Annotated in this window: 25 protein-coding genes and 2 pseudogenes; 13 read left to right on the top strand and 14 right to left on the bottom strand. The window is 60.8% G+C overall.

The window, feature by feature from the left end; genetic code table 11:
- Positions 1–111 precede the first annotated feature (111 nt).
- Positions 112–927, top strand: coding sequence for a class I SAM-dependent methyltransferase (locus tag HDG34_RS19830; protein ID WP_090810770.1), 816 nt, complete (start codon positions 112–114; stop codon positions 925–927).
- Positions 928–951: 24 nt separating this feature from the next.
- On the opposite strand, the gene HDG34_RS19825 is transcribed toward HDG34_RS19830, so the two are convergent.
- From HDG34_RS19825 to HDG34_RS19815, 3 genes are all read right to left on the bottom strand, one after another.
- Positions 952–1,257: an acylphosphatase gene (locus HDG34_RS19825; RefSeq protein ID WP_184061802.1), complete on the bottom strand. Its 306-nt coding sequence runs from the start codon at positions 1,255–1,257 to the stop codon at positions 952–954.
- A 109-nt stretch (positions 1,258–1,366) separates the two neighbouring features.
- Positions 1,367–2,455, bottom strand: coding sequence for a hypothetical protein (locus HDG34_RS19820; protein ID WP_184061801.1), 1,089 nt, complete (start codon positions 2,453–2,455; stop codon positions 1,367–1,369).
- Between the two features lie 22 nt (positions 2,456–2,477).
- A complete protein-coding gene (locus tag HDG34_RS19815) occupies positions 2,478–2,918 on the bottom strand; it encodes a hypothetical protein (RefSeq protein ID WP_184061800.1) in 441 nt (146 codons plus the stop codon).
- A 1,019-nt stretch (positions 2,919–3,937) separates the two neighbouring features.
- Between HDG34_RS19815 and HDG34_RS19810 the strand changes: the two genes are divergently transcribed.
- Complete coding sequence (locus HDG34_RS19810) at positions 3,938–5,572, top strand: NADP-dependent glyceraldehyde-3-phosphate dehydrogenase (RefSeq protein WP_311734786.1); 1,635 nt, start codon at positions 3,938–3,940, stop codon at positions 5,570–5,572.
- A gap of 162 nt (positions 5,573–5,734) precedes the next feature.
- Here the strand turns inward: HDG34_RS19810 and HDG34_RS19805 are convergent, their stop codons facing one another.
- The 4 genes and pseudogenes from HDG34_RS19805 to HDG34_RS19790 all read right to left on the bottom strand — a co-directional run.
- Positions 5,735–5,896 carry a hypothetical protein gene (locus HDG34_RS19805; protein WP_184061799.1) on the bottom strand — a complete coding sequence of 54 codons (162 nt, stop codon included), beginning with the start codon at positions 5,894–5,896 and terminating at the stop codon, positions 5,735–5,737.
- A 10-nt stretch (positions 5,897–5,906) separates the two neighbouring features.
- On the bottom strand, positions 5,907–6,083 hold the full coding sequence (locus HDG34_RS19800) for a hypothetical protein (protein ID WP_184005448.1): 177 nt from the start codon (positions 6,081–6,083) through the stop codon (positions 5,907–5,909).
- Between the two features lie 317 nt (positions 6,084–6,400).
- Positions 6,401–6,847 (bottom strand): SRPBCC family protein, encoded by a 447-nt coding sequence (locus HDG34_RS19795; protein ID WP_018422638.1) that lies wholly within the window; start codon positions 6,845–6,847, stop codon positions 6,401–6,403.
- A gap of 349 nt (positions 6,848–7,196) precedes the next feature.
- Positions 7,197–7,552: pseudogene (locus HDG34_RS19790) on the bottom strand (transposase); the annotation flags it as partial.
- Between the two features lie 206 nt (positions 7,553–7,758).
- On the opposite strand from HDG34_RS19790, the gene HDG34_RS19785 reads away from it, so the two are divergent.
- Positions 7,759–8,700, top strand: coding sequence for a sterol desaturase family protein (locus tag HDG34_RS19785; protein ID WP_311734787.1), 942 nt, complete (start codon positions 7,759–7,761; stop codon positions 8,698–8,700).
- Positions 8,700–9,854 carry an acyltransferase gene (locus HDG34_RS19780; protein WP_184061798.1) on the top strand — a complete coding sequence of 385 codons (1,155 nt, stop codon included), beginning with the start codon at positions 8,700–8,702 and terminating at the stop codon, positions 9,852–9,854. Before HDG34_RS19785 ends, HDG34_RS19780 begins: the two co-directional genes overlap by 1 nt.
- Positions 9,855–9,890: 36 nt before the next feature.
- Here the strand turns inward: HDG34_RS19780 and HDG34_RS39285 are convergent.
- Positions 9,891–9,977, bottom strand: a pseudogene (locus HDG34_RS39285) (IS5/IS1182 family transposase); the annotation flags it as partial.
- 89 nt (positions 9,978–10,066) lie between these two features.
- Here HDG34_RS39285 and HDG34_RS19775 point away from each other — a divergent pair.
- A complete protein-coding gene (locus HDG34_RS19775) occupies positions 10,067–10,801 on the top strand; it encodes a haloacid dehalogenase type II (protein WP_184061797.1) in 735 nt (244 codons plus the stop codon).
- Here the strand turns inward: HDG34_RS19775 and HDG34_RS19770 are convergent.
- On the bottom strand, positions 10,784–11,383 hold the full coding sequence (locus HDG34_RS19770) for an NUDIX domain-containing protein (protein ID WP_184061796.1): 600 nt from the start codon (positions 11,381–11,383) through the stop codon (positions 10,784–10,786). The genes HDG34_RS19775 and HDG34_RS19770 overlap by 18 nt on opposite strands.
- A gap of 79 nt (positions 11,384–11,462) precedes the next feature.
- Here HDG34_RS19770 and HDG34_RS19765 point away from each other — a divergent pair, with 79 nt between their 5' ends.
- The 6 genes from HDG34_RS19765 to HDG34_RS19740 all read left to right on the top strand — a co-directional run bounded on the left by HDG34_RS19765 (position 11,463) and on the right by HDG34_RS19740 (position 18,726).
- On the top strand, positions 11,463–12,218 hold the full coding sequence (locus HDG34_RS19765) for a DeoR/GlpR family DNA-binding transcription regulator (RefSeq protein WP_184045063.1): 756 nt from the start codon (positions 11,463–11,465) through the stop codon (positions 12,216–12,218).
- 341 nt (positions 12,219–12,559) lie between these two features.
- Positions 12,560–13,360: a transporter substrate-binding domain-containing protein gene (locus HDG34_RS19760; RefSeq protein ID WP_184061795.1), complete on the top strand. Its 801-nt coding sequence runs from the start codon at positions 12,560–12,562 to the stop codon at positions 13,358–13,360.
- Positions 13,361–13,720: 360 nt separating this feature from the next.
- Positions 13,721–15,394 (top strand): alpha,alpha-trehalase TreA, encoded by a 1,674-nt coding sequence (gene treA / locus HDG34_RS19755; protein WP_184061794.1) that lies wholly within the window; start codon positions 13,721–13,723, stop codon positions 15,392–15,394.
- 54 nt (positions 15,395–15,448) lie between these two features.
- Positions 15,449–15,817: a DUF2784 domain-containing protein gene (locus tag HDG34_RS19750; RefSeq protein WP_184061793.1), complete on the top strand. Its 369-nt coding sequence runs from the start codon at positions 15,449–15,451 to the stop codon at positions 15,815–15,817.
- Positions 15,818–16,440: 623 nt separating this feature from the next.
- Positions 16,441–18,276 (top strand): S10 family serine carboxypeptidase-like protein, encoded by a 1,836-nt coding sequence (locus HDG34_RS19745; RefSeq protein WP_184061792.1) that lies wholly within the window; start codon positions 16,441–16,443, stop codon positions 18,274–18,276.
- 51 nt (positions 18,277–18,327) lie between these two features.
- On the top strand, positions 18,328–18,726 hold the full coding sequence (locus HDG34_RS19740; RefSeq protein ID WP_184061791.1) for a 2-oxoglutarate dehydrogenase: 399 nt from the start codon (positions 18,328–18,330) through the stop codon (positions 18,724–18,726).
- Positions 18,727–18,841: 115 nt separating this feature from the next.
- Here HDG34_RS19740 and HDG34_RS19735 read toward each other — a convergent pair whose 3' ends face one another.
- The 4 genes from HDG34_RS19735 to HDG34_RS19725 all read right to left on the bottom strand — a co-directional run bounded on the left by HDG34_RS19735 (position 18,842) and on the right by HDG34_RS19725 (position 21,752).
- A complete protein-coding gene (locus HDG34_RS19735) occupies positions 18,842–19,255 on the bottom strand; it encodes a VOC family protein (protein ID WP_090810736.1) in 414 nt (137 codons plus the stop codon).
- Positions 19,256–19,584: 329 nt separating this feature from the next.
- On the bottom strand, positions 19,585–20,118 hold the full coding sequence (locus HDG34_RS19730; protein WP_184061790.1) for a helix-turn-helix domain-containing protein: 534 nt from the start codon (positions 20,116–20,118) through the stop codon (positions 19,585–19,587).
- A gap of 220 nt (positions 20,119–20,338) precedes the next feature.
- Positions 20,339–20,467 carry a hypothetical protein gene (locus tag HDG34_RS39280; RefSeq protein ID WP_260321241.1) on the bottom strand — a complete coding sequence of 43 codons (129 nt, stop codon included), beginning with the start codon at positions 20,465–20,467 and terminating at the stop codon, positions 20,339–20,341.
- 211 nt (positions 20,468–20,678) lie between these two features.
- Positions 20,679–21,752, bottom strand: coding sequence for an AI-2E family transporter (locus HDG34_RS19725; protein ID WP_184061789.1), 1,074 nt, complete (start codon positions 21,750–21,752; stop codon positions 20,679–20,681).
- A gap of 467 nt (positions 21,753–22,219) precedes the next feature.
- On the opposite strand from HDG34_RS19725, the gene HDG34_RS19720 reads away from it, so the two are divergent.
- On the top strand, positions 22,220–23,497 hold the full coding sequence (locus tag HDG34_RS19720; protein WP_184061788.1) for a hypothetical protein: 1,278 nt from the start codon (positions 22,220–22,222) through the stop codon (positions 23,495–23,497).
- 39 nt (positions 23,498–23,536) lie between these two features.
- On the opposite strand, the gene HDG34_RS19715 is transcribed toward HDG34_RS19720, so the two are convergent.
- Positions 23,537–24,325, bottom strand: a complete 789-nt coding sequence (locus tag HDG34_RS19715; protein ID WP_184061787.1) for a hypothetical protein — start codon at positions 24,323–24,325, stop codon at positions 23,537–23,539.
- A gap of 380 nt (positions 24,326–24,705) precedes the next feature.
- Here HDG34_RS19715 and HDG34_RS19710 point away from each other — a divergent pair, with 380 nt between their 5' ends.
- Positions 24,706–26,292 (top strand): phospholipase D family protein, encoded by a 1,587-nt coding sequence (locus HDG34_RS19710; protein ID WP_184061786.1) that lies wholly within the window; start codon positions 24,706–24,708, stop codon positions 26,290–26,292.
- Positions 26,293–26,299: the final 7 nt, after the last annotated feature.

The raw sequence follows: 26,299 nt of genomic DNA, 5'->3' as shown, positions 1-26,299 counted from the left end.
CGCTTTCTCTGTCGCCGCCTGGATTGTTTCCCCGATAGCCAGACATACGGATTACGAGGAACATAGGCATGCGCTAAAGGTTGCCAACGTGTAAAACCGGTGGGGGTAAGCATGGGACAACTCGACTTCAGTACCTTCGAGCACGAAGGTTGGGAGCGGGTCGCGCAGGCCTATCATGAGTATTTTGGTGATTTGACCGCCCAGTCGAACCAGGCCATGCTCGAGACCCTCTGCATTCGGCGCGGAGCCCGTTTTCTCGACGTCGCCTGCGGCCCGGGCTACCTCGCGGCGGCCGCCGCGCGCAGCGGCGCGGATGTCGCCGGGGTGGATTTTTCGGTCGCGATGGTCGACAAGGCGAGACGCGTCTTTCCGGCACTTGAGTTCCGCGTCGGCGACGCGGAGGATTTGCCATTTCCCGACGCAAGCTTCTCGGCAGTGGGGATCAGCTTCGGAATGTTGCACTTTGCGCACCCCGAGCGCGCACTCGCGGAGGCGTTTCGTGTACTGCAACCTAACGGCAGAATCGCCTTCACGGTATGGGCGACACCGAACAAGGCGGTTGGCTTCGGCATGGTGTTGAAGGCGATCGAGGAGCACGGGACGACCGACGTACCCGTCCCGCCGGGACCACCCTTCTTCCGATTCAGCGATTGGGAGGAATCGAAGCGCCTGTTGCTCGATGCCGGGTTCGTCCAACCGGAGGTGCGGGAGTTGGACCTCACGCTCGTGCTTCGTGCTCCCAATACACCTTTTCATGCACTCCTGCGTGGTGGCGTGCGGGTTTCCGCGTTGCTACACGCGCAGACGCCGGCCGCGCTCGCGTCTATTGAACGGGCCGTCGCACACGAGGCGCAGGCGTATCGCAGCGATACGGGGGACCTCAGGCTTCCGATGAGCTGCGTTCTGGCTTCCGCACTCAAGCCTTAGGGCGAGCGGGTTGACTCAACTCAACTAGACCGTCGCGGCGAGCTTGAATTCATCGAACCTGGCTACTGGTGGCGATAGTTCCTGGACTTCCAGACGGTCCACCAGAGCTGCATGCGCACCGTCAACCAGCCAATCGCAGATTCGCTCGAGTTCTTCAGCGGGTCCTTGCAACACAGCCTCGACCGAACCGTCCATCCGGTTGCGCACCCAACCCATGATGCCTCGAGCCGTGGCCTCGTTGATGCAAGCCTGCCGGTAACCCACCCCCTGCACGTGACCATATACCCTGACCAGTCTGGTCCGTAAATCGGTATCGAACTGTGGCGTCATGATGCACGTAACTCCAGGTCGGATAAGACGCAGCGCAATTGCCTCTGGTCGCTGTCGCTGTCAGTCCGGAAGCAAAAGCGCTGCTCGACACGAATCGCGGGTTCGACAGTCAACCTCCGCGCACCTCGTCGGTTTCGCCTGCCGAGTCTGTCGCCTCCCAATCCGCCTTCGTCGTTGCTGCTGGCGTCACCGGCTTGATACGTGTCCACCACGCGGTATTTGCCGGTGCATGGAAGCGGAACTGCGTGCTCCATGCCGCCCAGAACTCCCGCTGTGCGGCCTGGGACGTCGGGAGAACAAAACCTAACTTCTCAGCGAGTGCCGGCAGATAAAGGTCAAACGCTGATTTGACAACGTCGCCCCAGCTTCTTGCCTCTAGAATCGCAAGCCGATACGCAATTGCCGCAATGGCGGCCGCAATCGCAGCGTTCTGAAAAAGATCCGCCAACAGGTAATTACCGGACAGTCCGTCCGCAAGCCAGATGTCAATCGCTCGCACCAAGGTAAAGATGGACGTAAAGGTACCCAGAACGACGAGTCCGACCAGAAAGTCAACTGGAGCTCTCGAATCCGCAATGATTGCCTGATAGTCCTTTGGGATGACTGCAAGAAGACGCGGCCATACGAATATGCTGTCAACCTTATAGACTTCGCTCGAGTAACCCTCGAATGCACGCAACGTGTTCCCAAAGGCCGTAGGAAGAACGAGATTTTCATGCCGGGGGAAATCACGGGCGTTCCGCTCCTGGTTGCGGTACAGCCTCGCCCTTACGGTGGCTCGGTTCGATTCAGCCTTTCTGTATTCCAACGATTCCTTTGAGGCTTTAAGCCGCTCGATTGTACTGTTCTCTGTAGCGAGTTCCGTACGGAGGCGTTCTATGAGGTCCAGCTGACGATTGCGGCGATTTCGCTCATCGCGCTTCCAGGCCTCGCGATTGAATGGCCATTTGTATCCTTCGAGAACCTGATAAAACCAGTTGTTCAATACCAACAGGATCAGCGATAGGACCCATACGATGATGAGGAAAGAGAACAGGCTTCCAACCTTGTCGCTGTCCGAGGTCGCCTTGTGTAGCAAATCGCAAAATGCCGGGATATCGGCGTTTGCCGCGAGAAAGCCTGTAAAGCCAAGCAGGGCCGGCAAAAAGAAGCCGAGGATAAATGCTTTGTCCAGCAGTTTCGATAGGCCCGAGAGCATCGGAGATTATCCCTTGGCAAGTTCAGCGACGCACTGGCGGTGGGTTGTCGTCATCTGGGTCCTGCTGCGACTGTCCCGGAAGACCTCCGAATTGAAGAGCCCGGTGAACCGCATTCAAATCGATGCTTGCCAGTTTGCTCGGCGGCATTGCTGAGCCGGAGTCGTCTACAAGATGTTGATAGAGGAAATCGACAACCGCACCGAGGGCATTGAGGGCGCTCGCGTAATCTCGTGCAATCGCCAGGTCGTGGACTTCTACGGCCCGCCTCATCACCAATTCGCGTAGTGGTTCCGGTGCTGATTCGTATTGGCGAGCAAACGCGGCGTTCCGTTTGATCTCTTCAAGCCGGTCAATCGCTTTTGAGGCACTGCGGCGGCTCTGCCCCCTGGGTACATGCGTGGCGCTGCGCCCGACCACTTTTGTCAGCAGTTCGACGATTTCACGAGATGAGTTTTCTTTCATCCTGGCTCTCCAAGGGGAAAACAAACTCGCCTCCCCGGCCCCGCCCGGGCGTCAATGCTCGAACCGTTACTCGATGTTAGTACAGCTGTTCGGTAGGAGGAAACAGTATATCGGTGCGCACGCCGCAGAAGTGTCGCGTGGACTTCGCAACAAGTGAACTATCGTCGGGTTCCTCGCTGCCTCGCACATACGGTTGGTCAAGCGAGCGGCACAGGACAATCCCTGAACGCTTGCCGAGCAATGTTCAGGAACATGCGGGCGCAATTCTCCGCAGCGAAATGTTGGTTTCGGACCGTCGCTGCCCGGTCAAAGTGTGGGGTGAGTCCCACCACCGAGTCCACGTCGCCACTGTCACGCGAGCATTCAACGCCTACGCGGCCCGTTAGCGGCGGCACGCTTGCCTGACAGCCCCTCCGTCGGCACGGTCTTTGCATCCAGAAACTGCGTCAACCGGAGATAGCCATGATGCGATGTTTTGCGGACTTCGCTCCCAAGCAAGCGCTGCGCGGCAGTGCAGCCGTACTTGCTGCCACCATACTCCTAACAGCATGCGGGACGGGAATGGCGGCATTCGCCGGACTGCTTCCGAAATCCGACGGGGTAGCGACCGCAGTGACCGCTACGCCGTTGGTCGAGCTGCAGACCACGATGACGAATCTAATCGAATCCAGTTACGAGGACATTTCCGCAACTGCTGACTAAGCTCGCCCGCAAGCTCGGCGGTGCCGCGCCGCGCCACGTGATATCACTGTCGGAACCGACATCACCGTTCATCAGGTGTTGAACACGGTTCGTCTTCAACTCTGTTCTCTGCCATTAGCTATGCTTCTCTCTGTGTCTTGCGCCCGCCGCGAAGCACAGCCACCAAACACCGGCACAGTCGCTTGCGCACGACCCAATGATCGGTCCGACAGGTACCGTTACGTCACCAGCGGGTAGGCACGGTCGCATTGATTGCGTTCAAGCAATGCCCAACACCTGGCGGGCCACCGCGTACTGCACGAACATAGGAGCGAAACGTGGCAAATATTGACTTCGAGAACCTCCGGCAGTTGTTTCCAGTCACCGACGATATTCCCGAGACCGCCCGCCTCGCGGAGCCGATTCATCAGCGCGTCTCGCTCGTCGATGGAGAACTGAAGGCATGGGATGGCGCCTGCAAGAACGTGCAGTCCCCAGTCTGCGTGCGACAAGCCTCCGGCGACGCTGAACAGGTCGTAATTGGCAGTTATCCGGTCATGGGCGAGGTCGAGAGCGATGCCGCGCTGAACGCGGCCGTGCGAGCCTACGATCACGGCCGCGGTGAGTGGCCAACGATGACAGTCGCGCAGCGCATCGGCTGCATGCAAGACTTCATTCGGCTCATGGCGGCCACGCGCCATGAGATTGTGAATCTGATCATGTGGGAAATCGGCAAGAGCCTTGCCGATTCGCAGAAGGAGTTCGACCGCACCATCAGCTATATGCAAGACACTATCTCGGCGCTCAAGGAGCTAGACAATAGCAACTCGCGCTTTGTCATCGCCGAGGGCACCATCGGCCAGATTCGCCGCACCCCGCTGGGCGTCGTACTGTGCATGGGGCCTTACAACTATCCGCTGAACGAAACGTTCGCGACGCTCATTCCCGCATTGCTGATGGGCAACACCGTCGTGTTCAAGCCGCCCCAATATGGCACGCTGTTGTTCTTTCCACTGCTCGAGGCCTTCCGCTCTGCTTTCCCGAAAGGCGTCGTCAACACGATTTATGCACCGGGTGCGGTGGTGGTGCCACACATGCTCGCCTCAGGAAAGATCGACGTGCTTGCCCTCATCGGCTCAAGCAAGGTTGCAGACCATCTGAAAAAACAGCACCCAAAGTCGCATCGGCTACGCGCCGTTCTCGGCCTTGACGCCAAAAACGCCGCGATTGTGTTGGCTGACGCCGACATAGACCTCGCCGTGAAGGAATGTCTGCTCGGTACGTTGTCGTTCAATGGTCAACGGTGCACAGCGCTCAAGATCTTGATGGTGCACCGCTCGATCGTCGATACGTTTCTTCAGCGCTTTAACGCAGCGCTCAAAAATCTCAAGGTCGGCATGCCGTGGGAACAGGGTGTGTCCATTACACCGCTGCCGGGGATGCATCGCACGGCCTACATGACTCAGGCAATTGACGATGCGAAAGCGAAAGGCGCGGCGGTCGTGAACGAAGGTGGTGGCGTGTTCTGCAAAACTCTTTTCTATCCGGCCGTGGTGTACCCCGTGAAGGAAGGGATGATGCTCTATCGTGAGGAGCAGTTCGGACCGATCATCCCAGTCGTGCCGTTCGATGACATCGATACACCACTCGAGTATGTCATCACTTCGGACCACGGTCAGCAGGTCAGCATTTTCGGCACCGACGCTGCCCAAATTGGCTCGCTGGTCGACCCGCTCGTCAATCAGGTGTGCCGCGTCAATCTCAACAGCCAGTGCCAGCGAGGCCCAGACGTCTTTCCGTTTGCCGGCCGCAAGGATTCTGCGGAAGGCACGCTATCGGTCACCGATGCGTTGCGCGCGTTCTCGATTCGCTCCATGGTCGCGGCCAAAGAGACCGACCTGAACAAGACGCTGCTCGATACGATCGTCACGAATCATCACTCGAAGTTCGTGAACACCGGTTTTATCTTTTAGCGGCTCGATGGGTACCGAGCTCGAGTCCCGGTGCGGAGGTTCAGCGCGCGATGCCGTCAAGGTCAGCGCATCGTGCGCATGGTTGAGTGAAAGGGTCCATTCGTCAGTTGGGGCGATTTCGCACGACGTCCGGCCAGTCGATGCCCGCAGAAAAGCATAGGTTTAAAAGCGACGAATATTTGCGACCTGCTCGTATTGTTCCACACCGACTACGACTCGGTACTCCTGCATCAGCCGGATGAGCGCCTGCGACGCCCTGGAAATCACACCGTAGACTTCCAGCTGCTCGGCGTGCACCAGCGCCTGCCCCAAAGTCATGGCCACGTCAGTCCCCTTATTGCAGTTGAACAGCGAGCAAATCGTTGGCGAACGCGGGCCGGGCGGAGGCGAACTCCATCAGGTCGAGGAAGCCCTCGCTGACCGCAAACTCATGCAGCGCATCATCGCCGCTGTCAGCTTTGATGCGACCGTAGCTTTCGACCATTTTCAGGTCGGTAATCAAGTACATCATCTCAACCTCTTTCTGTCTGGGAATGCCCCGAGTTGTCGCGCTCATACCTCGACGGAAAGAATGCGCCCCGTCGGGCCGTTGTCGTCTCATGCTTCGGTCCGAAGAGTACGTAGCGTGGCTTAATTCAAGCTTAAACAATGCCAACGATGAGAACGCCTCGCCGCAACGGAGATTCGGCGGCGCCCAGTCGGAAAACCTCGCGGAATAGCATTCAATCCGTCGCGAAGCGGTTGAACACTGGACGGTCGTTTGGCGGGGAGAATAAAGTGTCCTCGGGCCACTTGCTCGATGGCGGAGCAAGCGGCTGTTATTGAATGTCAGTCCGCAATCTCCGGCTCGACCAGCTTCGCCAGTTGCGCGAGCGACTCCTGCCAGCCGAGGTAACACATCTCGACCGGAATCATCTCGGGGATGCCTTCCTGCACGATGTTCAGTTCGGTCCCGCACGACACCTGCCGCAACGAAACGGTCGTGTGCATCTGACCGGGCAGATTCGGGTCGTCGAAATGGTCCGAATAGCGGATCTTTTCGAACGGCACCAGTTCGATGTACTCGCCGCCGAACGAGTGCCCCTTGCCCGAGCCGAAGTTATGAAACGACATCCTGTAGGTGCCGCCGACGCGCGCATCCATCTGATGCACGTCGCAGGTGAAGCCATACGGCGGTAGCCATTTCGCCATCGCGGCGGGTTCGAGGAATGCGCGATAGATACGCTCGGGCGTCGTGCGCAAAACACGGTGGAATTTGACGGTTCCGGTAGCCATGATGAGTATGCCTTTAACTGGAGGGGTTGAACATACTGTCACGACGCGCCCGCGTTGCGGGAATCGACACGCACGAGACCAGGCAAAACCCGTAGACGGTTGACACTCGTTTAGCAGATGTATCGCCCCTTACGGACTGCGTTGCGGTCGAAGCGTCCCCGGTCGCCATAGCGTCCCCGTCCTTTTTAGATGATCGATGATTGCAACGCATCAGGGACCGCCGGCCTACGCCGGCCATTGAAGTCCGGATGCATGGCTGCAATCGTTACCTTCAATCCGTTGCAAATGAGAACTTGGCAAGCCGAGGGCGTCCATGCATGGTGTATAGGCAACTTGATGAGCAGGGACTTCAGGCGGCGAGTTTCTGCTGAACCGGTTGATCGTCTTTCACCGGTTCGCCATCCCTGAAGGCAATGCCTTCCAGCAACAGCTTGATCTTTTCACGCGGCGCCAGGCTTTCTCGGCTTCCTCGATCAGCTTGAATGCCAGACCAAGGAAGGTGGGTCGCGACACACAGTTGCGCGTGCGCGTCGTACGGTGTCGCACCGTCGCGAACGTCGACTCAATCGCATTCGTGGTCCGCAAATGCTGCCAGTGCTCAGCCGGGAAGTCGTAAAACGCCAGCAGGCTTTCCCGGTCCTTCTTCAACGTTTCCGTTGCCTTCGGATATTTCGCCGCGTAGACCGTCACGAAACGATCAAACGCGCCTTCCATTCGCCATTCGAGGTCTTTGCCCCAACACTTGCTTCAGCAGTTCAACCTCAAGGCTCTAAACATTAACCCCGCCGTTGCGCTTCGACCTTGAAACCGCCGTTTACGTACGGCCATAAAACATAATTCGTATTACATATAGGCAATACCCGCTGAATGATGGCCGAAACTGACGGTGTGATGCGCCCCCGAGAGCACCCGTGTCCCACTATCCTCATCCTCATGGCAGCGTTGTGCAGCACAGCATTCGAAGACCTCCACATCTCGAATCGGGGAAAAAGATGCAAACGTTCGATGTGTTGACTTATGTTGCTCATACCTTGCGTGCGGGAGAGCGCGTAGGTGTTGCCTCTATTCTCTGCGTCGCCGTCGAGATAATGCTGCCGTATGGCAAGGTGTCGTTTGCATCACGCGCGCGCGGCATTCTGTTTCACATTTGTTATTTGTTTATAGGTGGGCTTTTCTTCGAACTTTATCATTCTGTGATCGTCGCACTGCATATCCGACCGCTTTTCTCGATATCGCTTGACGGCGTATTGGATTCGCCGCGGCCAGTCTGGCGCGCCACCAGCATCGCCCTTGCTATCGCTGGGGCGATACTGATTGGTGATTTGCTGTACTACTGGTTCCATCGCGCGCAGCATACGTTCGGTTTCTTATGGCGGTTCCACCAGGTCCACCATTCGATTCGCGAGATGAATGTGTGGAACTGCAATATGCATGTATCGGAGGAGTTGCTCCGTCCCCTCGTTGTCACGCTTCCAATGGCACTACTGATCGACTTCCATCCTCCATTCCTATGGTCGTTGATTGGCATGGTGATACTCATTCAGGGCACCTTCGAGCACGCCGATACACGCATCAGCTTTGGCCCGATTTCCTATCTGTTCCCAGACAATCGATTTCATCGAATTCATCATTCAGTCGAGTTGCGCCATTACAACCGAAATTTCGCTGCAGTCGTGACCTTATGGGACGTATTGTTTGGGACCGCACACTTCCCGAAGAAAGGCGAATGGCCCGAGGTCGGTCTTGACTACACTGATGAGCCTGACGGTCTGGTTGATTATCTGCTGATGCCATTCACCGTCAGGCTACCCGCCACCGCTGTACAAGACCCATCCCCACGGAGGACGGAGTGATGTCCCCACTCGCAACGACACTCGGATCGCGGCTTGCCGATGCGAAAAACAGGCCATCGGGTTTCGACTACATGCGTCTCGTGCTCGCCGTCCTCGTGGTCGCGAGCCACACCATTAACGTCTGTTATGGTCACAAGTTCACTCAAGCGGTATGGTCCGGGCCTGCACGAGCACCGCTCGCGCTAATCTTGCCAATGTTCTTCGCTCTGAGCGGTTTCCTGGTTGCCGGCAGCTTCGAACGTTGCCGCACGATCGTTTCCTTCTGCGGGCTGCGGGTACTGCGGCTGCTACCCGCATTGGCGGTCGACACGCTGATCGCCGCATTGCTGATCGGGCCGTTCTTTACCATGCTTCCACTTCATCAATATTTCACTGATCCCGAGTTCCGGGCGTACTTCCTGAACATTCTCGGAGACGTCCATTTCGCGCTGCCAGGTATGTTCGCCAACAATCCTTGGCCGGATGCAATCAATCAGCAATTGTGGACGTTACCGTTCGAACTAGCCTGTTACGTCGCATTGACTATTGCGTCGTATGCCGGCATGGCACAACGACCGCATCTTTTACTCGCCGCATCGATTGGTGCGAACGTCTTACTCGTTGCGCTTGCGCACCGTTCCGGTTCGGCTGGTATGACCGTACACGGACCGATGCTCGTTCTCTGTTTCTTCTATGGCGTTTGCGCGTACCAGTTCCGCAACCGGATCGTCTGGAGTTCATGGCTCTGTATGCTATCTGGCCTCGTCGCAGTGATTTGCCTATCCGTTCGCGGCGCGGATTACTTCGCGGCGCTGCCCGCCGCCTATCTGACCGTCTTTCTCGGACTCACGCAACCAAGACGCCACCGCTTTGTCGCAAGCGGTGACTACTCATACGGCATCTTTCTTTACGGTTTCCCGATACAGCAATCTGTGGCCGCGATGCTTGCCCCGGCCGCCCTCACCTGGTACGTTCATTTTCCGATTTCCCTCGCCCTCACACTTCTCTTTGCAATGATGTCGTGGCATGGCGTCGAAAAGCGTGCCCTGAAACTGCGCGGCTTGCTGGACCGTGTCGAAACCGGTGCGTTGCATATTGCCGCCGCCGTACCGGGGGGGCGATATCTCGTACCGGCGCCCGCGGTCCGAATCACGAAGTCGCCGACCCTCGAATGATCGTCAGAAGGCGGGGAGAGGCAGCCGCAGAGATTCAATCTCGCGCAATTCGTAGCGGCGCTGCGGGGCGTCTTTGCTCATCAAGGTCAGATACGGAGCAGCGAAATACCACTCTTCATCCAATACATCCGTTGGGTAGGGCCCGCGTTTTTTCGAAGTTCATAACACGCATCTAAGATGGGTGGTTCCCGTCAGAGCCACAAAGGAAGGTCATGGGCATCGACTCGACACATCAAACCGCCATCAAAGCTTTCGTGTTCGATGTCTTCGGAACCGTGGTTGACTGGCGAAGCGGCGTCGCGCGCGAAGCGCAACCGTTTCTGCAGCGGCACGCGCCGAATCTCGACGCATCCGACTTCGCGGACGCATGGCGACGCGAGTATTCGCCCGCGATGGAAGAAGTGCGTAGCGGACGCAGACCGTATGTGCGTCTCGACGTGCTGCACCGGGAAAACCTCGTCAAAGTGCTGGCGCGTTTCGGCATCGCCAACGTTCCCGAACCGGAAATCGATGAGTTGAACCTGGCCTGGCATCGGCTGGACCCCTGGCCCGATGCCGTCGACGCATTGCGGCGCCTGAAGGCGCGCTTCATCATCGCACCGCTATCCAACGGCAACATTCGCCTGATGGTGGACATGGCAAAGCGTGCCGCTCTGCCTTGGGATGCCATTCTCGGTGCCGAAGTCGTCCGCGCTTATAAACCCTCGCCGCTGGTCTATAGCGAAACGGCGGAAATTCTCGGCATTGCGCGACGCGAATTATGCCTCGTGGCCGCGCATAACAACGATCTCGCCGCTGCCCGGCGCGTCGGCTTGAGCACCGCGTTCGTCGTGCGGCCCACCGAGCATGGCCCTCAACAGGCGAGCGATCTGAAGGCGGACGAGGCGTGGGACTTCATCGTCGACGATCTGCACGAACTCGCGACGCAACTAGGCTGCGCGCGCTGACGCAAACCCACGCAAGGCGACGTACTGCAACAGCATGATCGTCTTGCCGTCGACGATTTCCCCTGCGTCGACCGCTCGCAACGCGGCTTGCAACTGCATTTCGATCACCTCGAGATCTTCCCCTTCATCCTCGACGCCGCCGCCGTCGTTGACCCGCATCGACGCGTCGTACTCGCCGACATAGAAGTAGAGCTTTTCGGTTACGGATCCCGGGCTCATGTAGGCCTCGAAAATCTTGTGGACCTGACCCACGCGATACCCCGTTTCCTCCTCGACTTCGAGCCGGATGCGTTCTTCCGGCGAAGCGTTGTCGAGCAACCCGCCCGGCGCTTCGATCATCATGCCGTCGTGACCGTTCACGAACGCGGGCATGCGGAATTGTCGCGTGAGTATCACGTTGCCGGTGCGCGGACTGTGCAGCAGGATCGTCGCGCCGTTGCCGCGATCGTAGGTCTCGCGGTTCTGCCGCTGCCATGTGCCATCGCGACGCAGGAAGTCGAACGTCACCTTCTTCAGCGTGTACCAGTCGTCGGATAGCAAGGTCGTTCCGACGATGCGAACCCGGTCTTTCGTTGCGGTCATGGCGCCTCCTGTCGACCATGGACAATGATTCATGGTATCGTGCAACTTCGTGCAATTTCAAGATATTTCGTGCAATGCAATGTTGACGACCCAACGCAAGAAAGCGATCCTCGACGAACTCGCGCGCAACGGGCAGGTCCTGGCAGGCGAGCTGAGCGCGGCGTTTGGCGTGTCGGAAGACACGATCCGCCGCGATCTACGCGAACTGGCCGCGCAGGGGCGCTTGCAGCGCGTCCACGGCGGCGCGTTGCCCGCGTCGGCGGCGCTCGCGTCATTCGAGCAGCGTCAGGACATCGAGACGCTCGCCAAGCGGCGCATCGCTCGGCGAGCGGTCGAACTGATCGCGCCGGGGCAAACCGTGATCGTCGACGGCGGCACCACGTCGGCGCTATTGGTCCAGGCGCTGCCGTCCGATTTGCACGCGACCATCGTCACGCATAGTCCGAGCGTCGCCACGGCGCTTGCCGCGCATCCTTGTGTCGAGGTGATCCTGATTGGCGGCCGGCTTTACAAACATTCGATCGTGGCCGTCGGCGCCGCGGCGATGGAAGGCATTTCGCGCATCCATGCCGACCTGTACTTCATGGGGGTGACCGGCGTGCATCCCAGCGCTGGGCTGAGCACCGGTGACTTCGAGGAAGCCGCGATCAAGCGCGCGCTCGCCGCGCGGGCGGCGGAAACGGTCGTGCTCGCGTCATCGTCGAAACTGAACGCCGCATCGCGGTTCGTGATCGGCGAGATCAAACTCGCGCAGACCATCGTGGTCGAGAAGAAGACCCGCGCGGAATTGACGAAGCCGATCGAAGCGGCTGGGGTGACTGTGGTGAGAGCGTAGGGGTGGCGCGCCATGGATCACGCGTCCGTCGGGCGTACGCCGCCCGATCACACCCGCGCATGACGGATAGACATAGAAGGCGCCGGTCGGACGAGGACAATAGAGTCCATCGATCGCATTCGGTCTATCCACCACGAGATCGCGCCGTTGCGATTTTTCGAAGCCGGAGTTTCATCCGCGCGCGGCCGCTTCCGAACAAAGATCAAACAGGCGACTTTTGAAGTGCTAGGATGACGCGCGCAACCCGGCTTGTTCCACGAAGCGACACTGCCGGGTTGCCGACACGATGGTGAAATCGTTGCGTTGTGCAGCCTGATACTCAAGTACAGAGGAGACACTCAATGAAACTTTCGAAGCTGCTTATAAACGCGTTGGCGCTCTCGGCTCTCAGCTTTACCGCGGTCGCGGCTCATGCCGAAGATCTGCTCGACTCGGTCAAACAGGCCGGAGTCCTGAAGATCGGTCTCGAAGGCACCTATCCGCCGTTCGACTCGCGCAACAAGGACGGCGAGCTCGAAGGCTTCGACGTCGATGTCGCGAAAGCCGTGGCGGCGAAGCTCGGCGTAAAGCCGGTATTCATTCCGACCGAGTGGAGCGGCATTATCGCGGCGCTGCAAAGCGGCAAATTCGACGTGATCGTCAATCAGGTCACCATTACCCCGCAACGCAAACAGGTTCTTGATTTCAGCCAGCCGTACACGTACTCGGCCGCGCAGCTGATCCAACGGGCGGACGACAAGCGTGAGTTCAAATCGCTCGACGAATTCAAGGGCGACAAGAAGATCGGCGTGACGCTCGGCACCAACTACGACCAGATGGCGCGCGCGGTACCTGGCATCAACGTGCAAACTTATCCGGGTGCGCCCGAGAAACTGCGCGATCTCGCCGCCAGGCGTATCGATGCGACGATCGACGACCGGCTGATGCTGCCGTACATCATCAAGAACTCGCAGTTGCCGTTGCGTACGGGCGCGGTGCTGAAAGGCGCCGAGCAGGAAATGGGCATCCCGTTCCGCAAGGACAATCCGAAGTTCGCGAAAGCACTCGACGACGCGCTGACCCAAATGAAGCAGGACGGCACGCTCAAGAAGATCTCGATGCACTGGTTCGGCACGGACGTGACTCAGCCTATCGCGCAGTAATTTTCTCGTTGTTCTCGCGTACCCGCGCCGACCTGCCGAATGGTCGACGCGGGTACGCCGCTTGCTCGCTGAGCGGTTTCTGCCGCGCAATCGCTCGCGATCAACGCTTCCATTGCTTCGAATCACGAAGCAAGCGCGGATACGCCATTACGCGCACCTTCTCCCTCGTTCATCACGTTTCATTCTTCATGCTGATGCATGCACGCTCTGCTGCGCCGCAGTTGCCTGATGCTTCGAAAGCGTGCGATGCTTTCGGAGCCATTGATCCGGCCACCTCGTGTCGGACTCGCATGTCGCCGGGAGACGACCGCGAATGGCACGCGATGAGACCAGTGAAATGCCCACAACCTTGGAGGCATCATGAGCATTCAATCACTGTCTCGCAGCCGCAACGCATCAACCGCCCATCTCTTCCCCAGCTCAAGTAAGTACTTCGTGCCGCGGCGTTCGCCGATCACGCTCGGCGTCGCCTGCATCGCCTCGCTCGTCTTCTCATCCGCGAGCTGTCTGGCCGATACCCAGGTGGGCGCCACGCTGCCGCCGGCGCCCGACATTCTGTACGGCGATCTGTTCGTCGCCGTGCAAACCGCGCAGATCTTCGCCGACCAGAAGACGTTCGTCGACGCGACGCCGAATGGCAATCCCGCCGCGATCGTCCAGCTATACGAAACGCAGAAGAACCAGCCCGGCTTTTCGCTGCAGAAATTCGTCAGCCAGTACTTCACGCCGCCGCCCGATCAGAGCATCACGCCGCCGCCGAACCAGAGTCTGCGCGAGCACATCGACTGGCTCTGGGACGGCCTCACGCGCACGACGACGAGCGCGCCCGACTACAGTTCGCTGATCCCGCTGCCCAAACCATACGTCGTGCCGGGCGGCCGCTTTCGCGAAGGCTACTACTGGGATACCTATTTCACGATGCTGGGGCTGCAGGAGTCCGGGCGTGAAGATCTCGTCGACGATATGCTCGACAACTTCGCGTACATGATCGACACGTTCGGCCACATACCGAACGGCAATCGCACGTACTATCTGAGCCGCTCGCAGCCGCCGTTCTACTCGTATATGGTGGAGCTCGCGGCGCAAAAGGAAGGCAACAAGGTTTATCAGAAGTACCTGCCTGTGCTGCGCAAGGAGTACGCGTACTGGATGCAAGGCTCGTCCAGCACGCCGCGCGGCGGCGCTACGCGCAATGTGGTCGTGCTCAACGATGGCACCGTGCTCAACCGCTACTGGGACGATCTGGACACGCCGCGCGACGAGTCGTACCTCGAGGACGTCCAGACCGCGCAGGCGAGCGGCCGACCGGCCAACCAGGTCTACCGCGATCTGCGCGCGACCGCCGAAAGCGGCTGGGATTTCAGCTCACGCTGGTTCGGCGACAACCAGACGCTCGCAACGGTACGCACGACATCGATCATCCCGGTCGATCTGAACAGCCTGTTGTTCCATCTGGAGACGACGATCGCGCGCGGCTGCTCGGAGACACGCGACTTCCGTTGCGTCGCGCAGTTCATCGGCTACGCGGCGCGGCGCGCGGAAGGCATCAACCGCTATCTGTGGAATCGCAACGGCTACTACGGCGACTACGACTGGCAACTCGGCAAGTCGCGCGACAACCAGACACCGGCGATGCTGTATCCGCTGATGGCCGGCGTGGCGTGGCCCGATCGCGCGTGGAAGACCGCCCAGACCGTGCAGAATGTGCTGCTCAAGCAGGGCGGCCTCACGACGTCGACCTATAACACCACGCAGCAATGGGACGCGCCGAACGGCTGGGCGCCGTTGCACTGGATCGCGATTCAGGGCCTCAAGCGCTACGGACGCGCCGACCTCGCGCAACCGATCGGCACGCGCTTTCTCGCGGACGTCGAGAACGTCTACAACACGCAGCACAAGCTCGTCGAGAAGTACGTCGTGGAAGGCGCGGGCGAAGGCGGCGGCGGGGGTGGCGAGTATCCGCTGCAGGACGGCTTCGGGTGGACCAATGGCGTAACGTTGATGCTGCTCGATCTGTATGGCAATGGGCAGTGAGTCCCCGCGGCATCGTCAAGCGAGTGTCGTGCGGCTAGTCCCAATGGAAGCAGAATGATCTGGCTCGCCAATATTGTTCTCGTGCTGCACGCGCTGATCGTGGTGTTTATCGTCGGCGGACTATTCGCCATCTGGATCGCCCACGGTTTGGGACTCCCGTGGGCGCGCAATCGCACATTCCGGACGGTACATGTTCTCGCCATCGGTATCGTGGCGACCCTTGCGGTGCTCAATGTGCCGTGCCCGTTAACCATTCTGGAGGATCGTCTGCGCACGGGAACGGTCGGTCCGCAAGGCTTCATACAGCGCTGGGTCAGCGCCTTGCTGTATTACGACTTTCCGGGCTGGGTGTTTGTAGTCGCCTATGTCGCGTTCTTGCTGGCAGTGATTGTTACGTGGTACCGAATTCGGCCACGAGCGTGACGGGCGTACCGCCGCCCCGCCCGCCGAAGCGATCGACGCCGCCCGGACGGAAATTCCCGAGCCTGCTCTTTTTTTAATTCTATTGAGGACGCATTTTCACCGGTTAAATTTACCATTCAGTTATATTTATCAAACGCAATTAATTCCGACGACATAGCCACGAAAATCCGCAGTTCGTCGTCGCCATTCAATGCAATTCGGATAAATCCACCAGCGTTTTTCTGCCCCCCATGCAGCGGCGACCGCGCCAGCGCTCGATCTCAAAGCGCTACTCCCCCACAAGATCCGACTTTATTCTGAATCGCATAATTGCCGCTTGATCCTTGACAAGACCGCATTTCGCATCCTATTTTCACTCTTGCTGTAAGCATCGGAAAGATTCAATTTTAAATTTCTCTTGAAATGTCGAGATAAATCGACAGGGAATCCCTTTATCCATTCAATTAGTAATTTCAGAAAGCGAATGGAAATATTAATGAAAGTATTTTGAATTAATGCATTGCGAAAAGCTGTCCATGCAACCGCTGCGTGCCATCGAGTGCGGTGCGGGTTATTCGATCTCCAATGCGCGCGACCGGCGAAAAGCGGCCTTTGTGTAGCGGTATCACTCACCAGGGAACGAGATGAAACCAGACAGAAGGAGTACCGACGATGGTCGCGTCCGTCGTCATGGCCGGCTCGCCGCGCTAAGCGCGCTGACACTCGGAATCGTTATGCTCGCCGGATGCGGCGGCAGCGACGGAGGTTCGTCGGCGTCGACGGTACCAAGCGGCATGGCGCAGGTCGCCAATCAGGCGCAAGCGGCGTCGGCGCCGCAGACGCCATCCGCCAATCAGCCCTACACCGATCTCACCACCTATTCGACGAGTGCGACGTCCGGGATAGCCGCGTCGCTGGTCGCGGAGAAAGCGGCGATCATGCATTACCAATGGACGTCCGGCAGCACCACCGTCAATTACACGACGACCACCGGCCACCTGACCGCAATGGATCTGACGAGCGGCGCACCCGAAGCGACGATGTCCTACGTGGCCTACACGGCGCCGAGCACGAATGGCAAACCGCGCCCCGTTACGTTCGTCTATAACGGCGGGCCGGGTTCTTCGTCGATCTGGCTGCGTCTCGGATCGTTCGCGCCGACGCGCGTCGCGACCACCGATCCGCTGCTGAACGGCACCAGCTGGCCGAACTATCCGCTTGTGAACAACACCGAGAGCCTGATCGACACGACCGATCTCGTGTTCATCGATCCGCCGGGCACGGGCCTCTCCGAAGCGATCCTGCCGAACACGAACCAGACCTACTGGAGCACCGATGCCGACGCGAACATCATGCGCGACTTCATCATCCGCTACCTGACGGTCAATTCACGCAGCAGCTCGCCGATCTATCTGTACGGCGAATCGTACGGCACGCCTCGCACCGACATACTCGCGCTCGCGCTGGAATCGGCCGGCGTGCAACTGACGGGGATCACGCTGCAGTCTTCGATCCTGAACTACTTCGCGGATGCGATCGAGGCGGTGGCAATCACGGGTTCGCCCGACCAGCTCGCGCTCGAAACCGATACATTGAGCGGCTACATGCCTGGCTATGCCGAGGTCGCGGCGTACTACGACCAGGTATCGCCAGCGCCAATGAGTCAGGCGACCTACGCGCTTCGCAGCGAGGCGTTCGTGACCGCCAACTACAACCTGTTCAAGAATTATTCGCTGTACTGGACCTTGAGCCAGCTCGGCGCGCCCACCTACGCGGGACCGCCGAACTTCCCGCCGACGTGGCTGGAGAAGTTCTGGGACGCCGAATCCGGTCTCACGTTGCAGGCGATGCAGGGCTACTTCAACATCAATCCGTTCAACCTCACGCTGGTGCCAGGCTCGACGATAGGCCGCTACGATGGTCGCGTGTCGTTGCCCAACTCGGACTCGCGTCTGCAGAGCGACGGCGACCCGTCGGACATCCTGATCTCACTGCCATTCACCAATGCATTGGCGACACAGATGCCGGATTACCTCGGCTACACGGCGCCGAACGCGGCGTACATGCCGCTGAACGACGCAATCATCGAGGTGTGGGATTTCTCGCACGGCGGCCAGCCGCTGCCCGACACGATCCCCGATCTGCTCGGCGCGCTAAAGCTGAATCCGCAACTGAAGGTGCTGGCGGAAAACGGCTTCCACGATCTCGCCACGCCGTTCTTCAATACCGAGAAGCAGCTCGCGCGGCTCAAGACGGTCCAGGGTCTCAACCCGAATCTGCGGGTCAACTTCTTCCAGGGCGGACATATGATTTATCTGGATGACGTGGCGCGCCCGCAGATGAAGGCGGATCTCGCGGCCTTCTATGGCGGCACGCCGATAGCGGGCGCGCTGACGCTCGCGACGCTGCCTCAGCCGTGGGCCGACGAAGCGTCAGCCGCCACGCCGACGAGCGAGGCGCTCGCCGCGGCCGCGCCCTGATCGATGGTGGTTTCGCTTCGCGCGAAACCCTCTGACTACTTTTTATGGCGAATGATCATGTCTTCAATCGATATCTTGCGACGTACTCTGGCGTTGATCGTCCTCGGTGTGATCGTCGGCAGTGCGCATGCGTTGCCGCCCCAGCCGGTGGCGCCCGTGACGCTACCCAACGGCGGACACGGCGTGGACGGTCCGTTCTTTCCTCATAACCGTGCCAACGCGGTCGCGCCGACCACCGGCTCGACGCTGCAGCAGCAGGCTCAGCAGCGCGTGGAGAGCAGACTGGGCGCGAAATCGGTGCTCAGCAACGGCTCGTCGATCACCAAGGCCCAGGCGCAAAGCAATGGGCTCGGCTATATCGCCAGGCATTTTGACGAGATCGATACCGCGCATTCGGGCCGCGTGACGTTGAACGACGTTCGGCAGTATCTGCAGCAGCATCAGCAGTGAGAGTCCGGTAGTCCAGTGGTCCGGGATGACGGCGGGCGGTGCGTCGCGATCGTGCGACGCACCGCCGGCCTTATGCGGCTGCGCGCCGCGCCCGCGCGCGGCGGATCGCTCACGCTCACTTGCCGGTTGCCGCCTGGATCATCTTCCATCCATTGCCCGCCGGATCGCGAAAGCCCGCATCGACGCTGCCAAAACGATCCACCGGCTCCTGCGTGAATTCCACGCCGCGCGCCTTCAATTGCTCGTAGCTCGCGCGACAGTCGGCAACGGACAGCACCAATGGCGGCATCGCCCCCTTCGCAACCATCGCGCGCAGCGTTTGCGCGGTCGCTTCATCGTGGACCGGGGGCCCCGGCGCGAACAGTCCCAACTGGAAAGTCGGCTGTTCCGGGTGCTGGACCGTGAGCCAGCGGTAAGCACCGTTGCGCACGTCGGTGTGGACGCGAAAGCCGAGTTTGTCGACGTAGAACGAAAGCGCCGCATCCTGATCGTCGACGTACAAACCGACCACATTGATACCCTGATTCATAACTCCTCCCTCGCTGGTTGAGGGTTCGACTGTATCGCTGGCCACGCGGCGGCGCTTCTCCAAAACTGCGATCGGCAGGTTCGGGCGTTTGCCCGGCCTTCGGCACGCTGGCGCGCCGGTTTCGGCGACGACCGCGCGAATCTCGTCCTCCGAGTAACCGAGCGCGCCGATCGGATCGGTCGGCCACGCGACGCCGCCGGAGGCCGCGAGACGCTAAAGCGCTTCGCAAAGGCAGCGGGGCATCGGCATCGCGGCGCTCGCGCGTCGAACGCGAGCGCTGCGTCCCTTCTGATCGTCGACGTGCGCGCCGACCACATCGATACCCTCATTCACGAAGTCTCGCTGGTAGGAGGCTCGACAGTGTCGCCGACCACGCGGCGGCGCTTTTCCAGAACTGCGGTCGTCAGATCGGGGCGTTGCGCGGCCTTCAGCACGCAGGCGGGCACGCGATCGAGTTCAGCGTGGTTGGCGCGTGCCTGCACGCGCATCTCGCTCGGGCTCAGGCCGGTAATGTCGCGAAAGACGCGGCCGAACGTGCCGAGGCTTTCCCAGCCGGTCGCGAACGCGATGTCGGTGATGCCGAGGTCGGTATCGCGCAGCAGTGTGGTGGCCTGCTCGATACGCCGCGTCAGCAGATAACGGTGTGGCGGCACGCCGAAGGCCCGCTTGAACGAACGCGCGAAGTGCGCCTCCGACACGCCGCTGACTTCAGCCAAGCGCCGCACCGGCCAGGCTTCGTGCGAGGCCGCATCGATGCGGTCTTTCGCACGCAGCAGGCGACGCAGCAGCGCCGGGTCTTCGAGTGCTTCGGCGCCGCCCGAGACGGGGGTCGGCGGGACTGCAGGGTCGTGTGAGCCGGGCATATGTTCGCGTTAGAACCGATAGCCGATGCCCGGCCGCCGCCGCGCCAAGAACGATCGCGGCCACGAGGAGCGTCCAGGCAGGCTTTGTCATCGAGCGGCAGGCCTCGTGTTGATGGAACGACGCACAAGCTGCGGCCCCTGGCCCTGACCGCAACCCGAGGCCATTGTTGCACGGCTTTGCGTGAACCTCGCGTCAAAGGCCGATCGAAAATTTTTCGATTTATAAGAGATGGCAACGGTGCTGTGGACGATACCGCGAGAACACCGACGCGTTCGACCCGGGTTCGGCCTCGAAGGCGGTCACGCAGGCGCTGGCGACCAGCAGCACCACGACTTCGTCGGCCAGCAAGATCGCGTTCGACGGCTACCTGAAGAACGTCGTGTTCGCCTACAACTACATCAGCACCGGCGACGACCGGCCAGACGTGGTCGGGTTCTTCGCAGTAAGCAGCAAGCGTTAAACGCTGATGGCAACAGCGTGCGGCGGCGGCAAGCCGCACGCGTCGAGATAGACGTGTTTCATTCGCCGGGTCGATCATATGTCCGCCATGGTGGGCGCTTCACGCGGTCTGTTCGGTCTTGCCGTAAGTGAGCCGGCCGTTTTTCGACAGCAGCACCGCCACCGGCCGCGTCATTTCGAACTCGGAGAAAATGATCGTCATGCTGGCGGTGATCGGCACCGCGAGAAAGGCGCCCGGCACGCCCCACAAAGCCGACCACACGGCCATGCTCGCGAGAATCGCGAACGGGCTCAGGTTCAGGGAGTTGCCCGTCAGATACGGATCGAGAATATTGCCGATCACGAAGTGAATCGCGGTCAGCGACACCAGCACGACCAGGATCGAATTCAGGTCGCCGAACTGCAGCACCGACATCAGCACCGGGAACACGATCGCGAGCACCGAGCCGATATAGGGCACGTAGTTCAGCAGCGCGGTCAGTATCGCCCACAGCCCGGCGAACTCGAGGCCGACGCTGCGCATCGCGAGCCAGCAGATCCCGCCTAGCAGCACGCCGAGGAACGTCTTCAGCGCGAGATAGGCGCCAATGCGCCGGTTGATGTCGGTGACCACGCCCCGGATGCGCGCCGCGTTGGTCGAATTGGCGGTCATGTTCGTCAGCTTGTCGCCGAACGTCCGGCGCTCGACCAGCAGAAAACTCGCATACAGCACGATCACGAACAGGTCGATGATCACCGACGACAGCGACGCCAGCATGCCGGTCACCATCGCCTGAATATTCAACTGTGTGAGCATGTTCCGCCGCAGCGATTCCCACGTCGGCTCGCTTTCGAGGTGCAGCAGCGTCGAAATCTTGTGGATCATCAGCAGGACCGAGTCCTGGTAGCGCGGCGCGAGCGCGACGAGCGCGTCGTAGTTCTCGACGAGCATGTCGACCGCGAAGAAGATCGCGGCGCCGATCAGGAACATCGAGAGTCCGTAGCGCAACTGGACCGGCAGCCGCGGGCCGATCACCGGAATGCGTTGCAGCAGCCGCGTGAAGTCGACCACCACGTATACCGCGATCGCGCCGAACACGATCGGCACGAAAACCGCGCGCCCGATATACAGCACCCAGCCCACAATCAGCAGCAGCACCACTACATATACGGACGCTTGCAATCTGTCGGTCATTGGTCAGTGCTCCATGAATCCGCAAACAGGTGCGCCAGAGAGTCACCCCAAGGTCACCCGAGGACGACGGCGATGGCCGGGCACGCGCCCGCCGTGCGATCCCCTTACCAGCCGGTCGCGCGATGGACAGCACTGATCTTCGCACAGAACGATGACAGCTCACATAAAAAGCGCGCCAGATCGCTCCGCCGGCAAACTCCGGGTCGACACCTCCAAATGCGCCAGCAGAATGTCGCGAAACGTCGTGATGCGCCGGATTCGCTCGTGAAACCCATCTGCTACGCTGCCCTAATCGGTTTCGATCTCCTGACGTGATCCGAAGCGAGCGCCTGCGTCACGCGGTGGCAGCGCACGGCCGAATCCATGCAGCGAAGCCGCGCCGCGCGTGCCCGTGCGATGTCCGCGCTATATCTGTGCGTGATGTCCGATTGCACGCATCCTCTCACCTCACGACATGGGAGTACGAGATGCTGCAACGGCTGGGGTCGCGATTCGTCGCAGTGGGTCTGATGTGGACATTGTCCGCTTGTGGCGGTGGTGGGGGCGGCAGCGGCGCCGACCCGGCCAGCACCGGCTCGAACGGCGCGGCTGGCGCGACCATGCCAGCATCGAGTCCCGCGCCCGCGTCGAGTCCGACACCGGCATCTAGCCCGACCCCCGCGTCGAGCCCGTCGAGCGCATCCGACGCGAGCGCCACGACACCGAAGCTCGCCGCCGCGACGCCGATCATCGACGGCACGACACTCGGCGCCGCCATCTGGCCCGCGGGCGTCACGGCTTCGGGCGGAACCGGTCAGCCCGTCAGCGGACTGAACTGCGGGTTGCGTAGTACCGCGTACACATACGCGCATCTGTCGATCTACCAGAACGGGCAACTCCTGACGCTGCCACCCAACATCGGCATGGTCGAGCCGACCCTGACCACGCCAACTGGCTGCGCATATCCGGTGCACACGGTCGATTCGAGCGGCAAGATCCATATGGACGCGACGACCGGCGCGACCTATACGCTCGGCCAGTTCTTCTCGATCTGGGGCGAGACGCTGAGTGCGTCGAACGTGGCGGGATTGACCGCCTCGCCAATCGCGATCTACGTGAACGACGGCGGCACGCTCACGCAATATACGGGCGACCCCGCGAGCCTCGTGCTGAAGCCGCACACCGAAATCACGGTCATGGTCGGCACGCCTGTCACCCAAGTGCCCACCTACACCTGGACCGATCCGCCGCCGTTCGACCCGAACCCGATCACGCTCGTCTTCGGAGGCGTGGTCGGCTCGTCGTTCTGGCCGAACGGCACGACCTCGACGGGCGGCACCGGCACGCCGGTCGACGGCCTGACCTGCGCGCCGGACATGAGCGTGCTGTACCACGTGCACGCGCACCTCGCGATCATCAAGGACGGGCAGTGGCTCGCGTTGCCGATGAACGTCGGCATCCTGTCGCAATGCACGTATGAGATGCATACGCACGACAACACCGGCATCATCCATATCGAAGCGCCGAACCTCAAGACCTATACGCTCGGCGAGTTCTTCGATATCTGGGGCGAGCCGCTGACGAACACGAACGTCGCGGGCATCATGGGCGACGTGGTCGCGTATATCAACGACAACGGCGATTCGCGCCGCTATATGGGCGACTTGCGCAGTATCGAGCTGACGTCGTTGCGCGACATCACGCTGCAAATCGGTACGCCGCCGGTAAGCACGTTGGCGACGTATTCGTGGTACGAACCGCAGTGACGTCGGCCGGAGGCCGCGTCACTTCGCCATGGCGCGGCTTCAACGCGACGTACCCGAATGCCCGATACCGCCCGGCCCGCGCGGCACGATGCCCGCGACGGAGCGCGGCGCCGCGTTCGCGACCAGAATCATCGCCGCGCCGGCGAGACCGCTCGCCACGTGCTTCAACGCATGGCCGGCGATCACGTGATGCGTCAGCTCCCATATCTGCCAATCGAGGCTTTCGAAAATCTTCGCGACCCCGTAGAAGACGATCACGAGCGTCCATGCGATCACGCCGTCCACCTTGCGCGTGAGCGTCAGGCCGACGATCAGCATGAGCCCGCCGAACTGAAGAATCGCGTAAGGCCACAGGCTGTTGAACACGAGCCAGTAGCCGACGGTGGCGGGCGACACGACCACCATGATCAGCATCTGCGCCCAGCCGACGCGCTGTCCGCTCCACGACGTCCATAGCATGGCGAGGATGCCGGCGAACACGATGGTCATCGGCAGGCGGTCCCAGACGAGCGTCGCATCGTTCGGCGCCATGTGGTAGTAAGCCGAGCCGAACGCGGTGAAGAGCAGCCCGAGCGCGGCGACGACCATGCCGGGAAATTGCGCCGGCTGGTCGGACGCATGGCGCTGGACCCAACGCAGACAGAGCACACCGGCGATCAGAATGACGACGTTCGACAGCACGTCCGCAGCATGGTGCAGCGGCCCCAGCGAGCGTTGATCGGCGAAGTGGTGATACGAGGCCGGCTGCGCGAGCGGCCATATCATCTGCAGCGCGGTGCCCACCACGAAAAGCAGCACGCTAGCAAGCAGCAAGCGGGAGATCTTCACGTTGCTCGACTCCACAGTGGGCGAAACGCTCGAAGGCGCCGTGAACCGGACCCTTTATGACCCTTTGCGCTGACACGGAGCGGATCACGCTCGATTGCATGGAAACCATGCGGTCGATGCGCGGCCGGGTTGGCCCCCGTTCGAATTCGCGCAGCCTGCTCGTATCATCGGACAAAGCGCTTTGCGCAACAAGAGCGTCGGGCGGCGCACCGATGGGCATGCGCTCATAGTATTCTTCTCAACCAATGCAAGTTGCGTGCAAGCATGCGCGCGACACCGTCAGTACAGGCGGTCGAGCGAAGCTTTGTCGAGCAACGCCACGCGATGTTCCGATTCTGGAACCGGCCGGCTCGCGCGACCCAAACGAAGACCTGGACTCCATGCAAGCGCAGATCCACCACCCGTCGTTCCCGCACCGCCGATGGAGAGGCGCGCTGTGCGCGCTGCTGTGCGCAAGCCTGCTGGCCGGCTGCGCGCCGTTACCGTCGCTCGAGGGTCGCCAGGCGTCGCATGCGTTGTCGCCCGCGGTGGCGGCCACCACGGATCTCGGTCGCGCGGTCGCGCCCGAGCTGGCCGCGCACGCGGGGCTGGCGGGCATTTATCCGCTGGCGGATGCGCATGTCGCGTTTGCCGCGCGCATGGACCTGATCCGTTCCGCGCAACGCACGCTCGACATCCAGTACTACATCTGGCGCGACGATCTGACCGGCACGCTGCTGCTCGAGCAGATCCACGAAGCGGCGGACCGGGGCGTGCGGGTGCGCCTGCTGCTCGACGATCTCGGCATCGCCTCCGCGCTCGACCCGACACTGGCGGCGCTCGACGCGCATCCGAACATCGAGGTGCGCCTGTTCAACCCGTTCGTCGTGCGCAGCCCGAAAATCCTCGGCTTCGTGACCGACTTTTCGCGCGCCAATCGACGCATGCACAACAAGTCCCTGACCGCCGACGCCACCGCGACGATCCTCGGCGGCCGCAACATCGGCGACGAGTACTTCGATGCCACCGACGGCGTCGTCTTCGCCGACCTCGACGTACTCGCGGTCGGACCGGCCGCGACCGACGTCTCGCGCGATTTCGACCGCTACTGGGCAAGCGCGTCGGCGTATCCGGTCGGGAAGATCCTGCCGCACGAGAGCGTCGATGAGCTGGCCACGCTGGAGCGTAATGCGCAGGCGATCGAGCAGGATCCTGCCGCCGCTGAGTATAAGCAAGCGCTGCGCGGCCCGCGCGTCGTGCAGAACCTGCTCGACGACAAGCTGCCACTCGACTGGGCCAAAACGAAGATGATCAGCGACGACCCCGCGAAAGGCCTCAACAACGCGCCGCCGGAAGCGCTGATTTCCCACCAGCTCCGCGAAGTGATGGGCCAGCCGACGAAGTCGCTCGACCTCGTCTCCCCGTACTTCGTGCCGGCAAACACGGGCACGCAGTATCTGAGCGGGCTCGCCGCCCAGGGCGTCGACGTGCGGGTGTTGACGAACGCGCTCGAAGCGACCGATGTCGTCGCCGTGCATTCGGGCTATATGAGGCGGCGCGTCGAGTTGCTGCAAAACGGCGTGCACCTGTATGAATTGCGGCGCGTGGCGGGCGCCACCTACAAGAAAGAACAGTCGCCGGGGCCGTTCGGCAGCTCCGGGTCGAGCTTGCATGCGAAGACTTTCATCGTGGACTCCCAGCGGGTCTTCGTCGGTTCGTTCAACTTCGATCCGCGCTCCGCGCATCTGAATACCGAGCTTGGACTCGTCATCGACAGCACCGAGCTCGCGACGCGGGTCGATCGCAAGTTTCTCGCGCTACTGCCGAGCGTCGCGTACGCGGTGCATCTCGACAAAAACGGCAAGCTGTACTGGATCGAAACCAACGGCGACGTCGAAACCCGCCATGACACCGAACCGAATACGACGTGGTACGCACGGCTCGGTGTTTGGATGCTGTCGATTATGCCAATTGAGTCGCTGCTATAGCTCACAG

The organism is Paraburkholderia sp. HC6.4b (assembly GCF_014200875.1).
Lineage (GTDB): Bacteria > Pseudomonadota > Gammaproteobacteria > Burkholderiales > Burkholderiaceae > Paraburkholderia > Paraburkholderia tuberum.
Note: the sequence above shows the minus strand (reverse complement) of the source record. Positions and strands in the feature narration are given on the sequence as shown.

Bases quoted from the DNA above. Each gene is read 5' to 3' on its own strand.
- HDG34_RS19830 (WP_090810770.1), top strand. From the start codon at position 112: ATGGGACAACTCGACTTCAGTACCTTCGAGCACGAAGGTTGGGAGCGG.
- HDG34_RS19825 (WP_184061802.1), bottom strand. From the start codon at position 1,257: ATGACGCCACAGTTCGATACCGATTTACGGACCAGACTGGTCAGGGTA.
- HDG34_RS19820 (WP_184061801.1), bottom strand. From the start codon at position 2,455: ATGCTCTCGGGCCTATCGAAACTGCTGGACAAAGCATTTATCCTCGGC.
- HDG34_RS19815 (WP_184061800.1), bottom strand. From the start codon at position 2,918: ATGAAAGAAAACTCATCTCGTGAAATCGTCGAACTGCTGACAAAAGTG.
- HDG34_RS19800 (WP_184005448.1), bottom strand. From the start codon at position 6,083: ATGATGTACTTGATTACCGACCTGAAAATGGTCGAAAGCTACGGTCGC.
- HDG34_RS19795 (WP_018422638.1), bottom strand. From the start codon at position 6,847: ATGGCTACCGGAACCGTCAAATTCCACCGTGTTTTGCGCACGACGCCC.
- HDG34_RS19780 (WP_184061798.1), top strand. From the start codon at position 8,700: ATGTCCCCACTCGCAACGACACTCGGATCGCGGCTTGCCGATGCGAAA.
- HDG34_RS19775 (WP_184061797.1), top strand. From the start codon at position 10,067: ATGGGCATCGACTCGACACATCAAACCGCCATCAAAGCTTTCGTGTTC.
- HDG34_RS19770 (WP_184061796.1), bottom strand. From the start codon at position 11,383: ATGACCGCAACGAAAGACCGGGTTCGCATCGTCGGAACGACCTTGCTA.
- HDG34_RS19765 (WP_184045063.1), top strand. From the start codon at position 11,463: ATGTTGACGACCCAACGCAAGAAAGCGATCCTCGACGAACTCGCGCGC.
- HDG34_RS19760 (WP_184061795.1), top strand. From the start codon at position 12,560: ATGAAACTTTCGAAGCTGCTTATAAACGCGTTGGCGCTCTCGGCTCTC.
- treA (WP_184061794.1), top strand. From the start codon at position 13,721: ATGAGCATTCAATCACTGTCTCGCAGCCGCAACGCATCAACCGCCCAT.
- HDG34_RS19750 (WP_184061793.1), top strand. From the start codon at position 15,449: ATGATCTGGCTCGCCAATATTGTTCTCGTGCTGCACGCGCTGATCGTG.
- HDG34_RS19745 (WP_184061792.1), top strand. From the start codon at position 16,441: ATGAAACCAGACAGAAGGAGTACCGACGATGGTCGCGTCCGTCGTCAT.
- HDG34_RS19740 (WP_184061791.1), top strand. From the start codon at position 18,328: ATGATCATGTCTTCAATCGATATCTTGCGACGTACTCTGGCGTTGATC.
- HDG34_RS19735 (WP_090810736.1), bottom strand. From the start codon at position 19,255: ATGAATCAGGGTATCAATGTGGTCGGTTTGTACGTCGACGATCAGGAT.
- HDG34_RS19730 (WP_184061790.1), bottom strand. From the start codon at position 20,118: ATGCCCGGCTCACACGACCCTGCAGTCCCGCCGACCCCCGTCTCGGGC.
- HDG34_RS19725 (WP_184061789.1), bottom strand. From the start codon at position 21,752: ATGACCGACAGATTGCAAGCGTCCGTATATGTAGTGGTGCTGCTGCTG.
- HDG34_RS19720 (WP_184061788.1), top strand. From the start codon at position 22,220: ATGCTGCAACGGCTGGGGTCGCGATTCGTCGCAGTGGGTCTGATGTGG.
- HDG34_RS19710 (WP_184061786.1), top strand. From the start codon at position 24,706: ATGCAAGCGCAGATCCACCACCCGTCGTTCCCGCACCGCCGATGGAGA.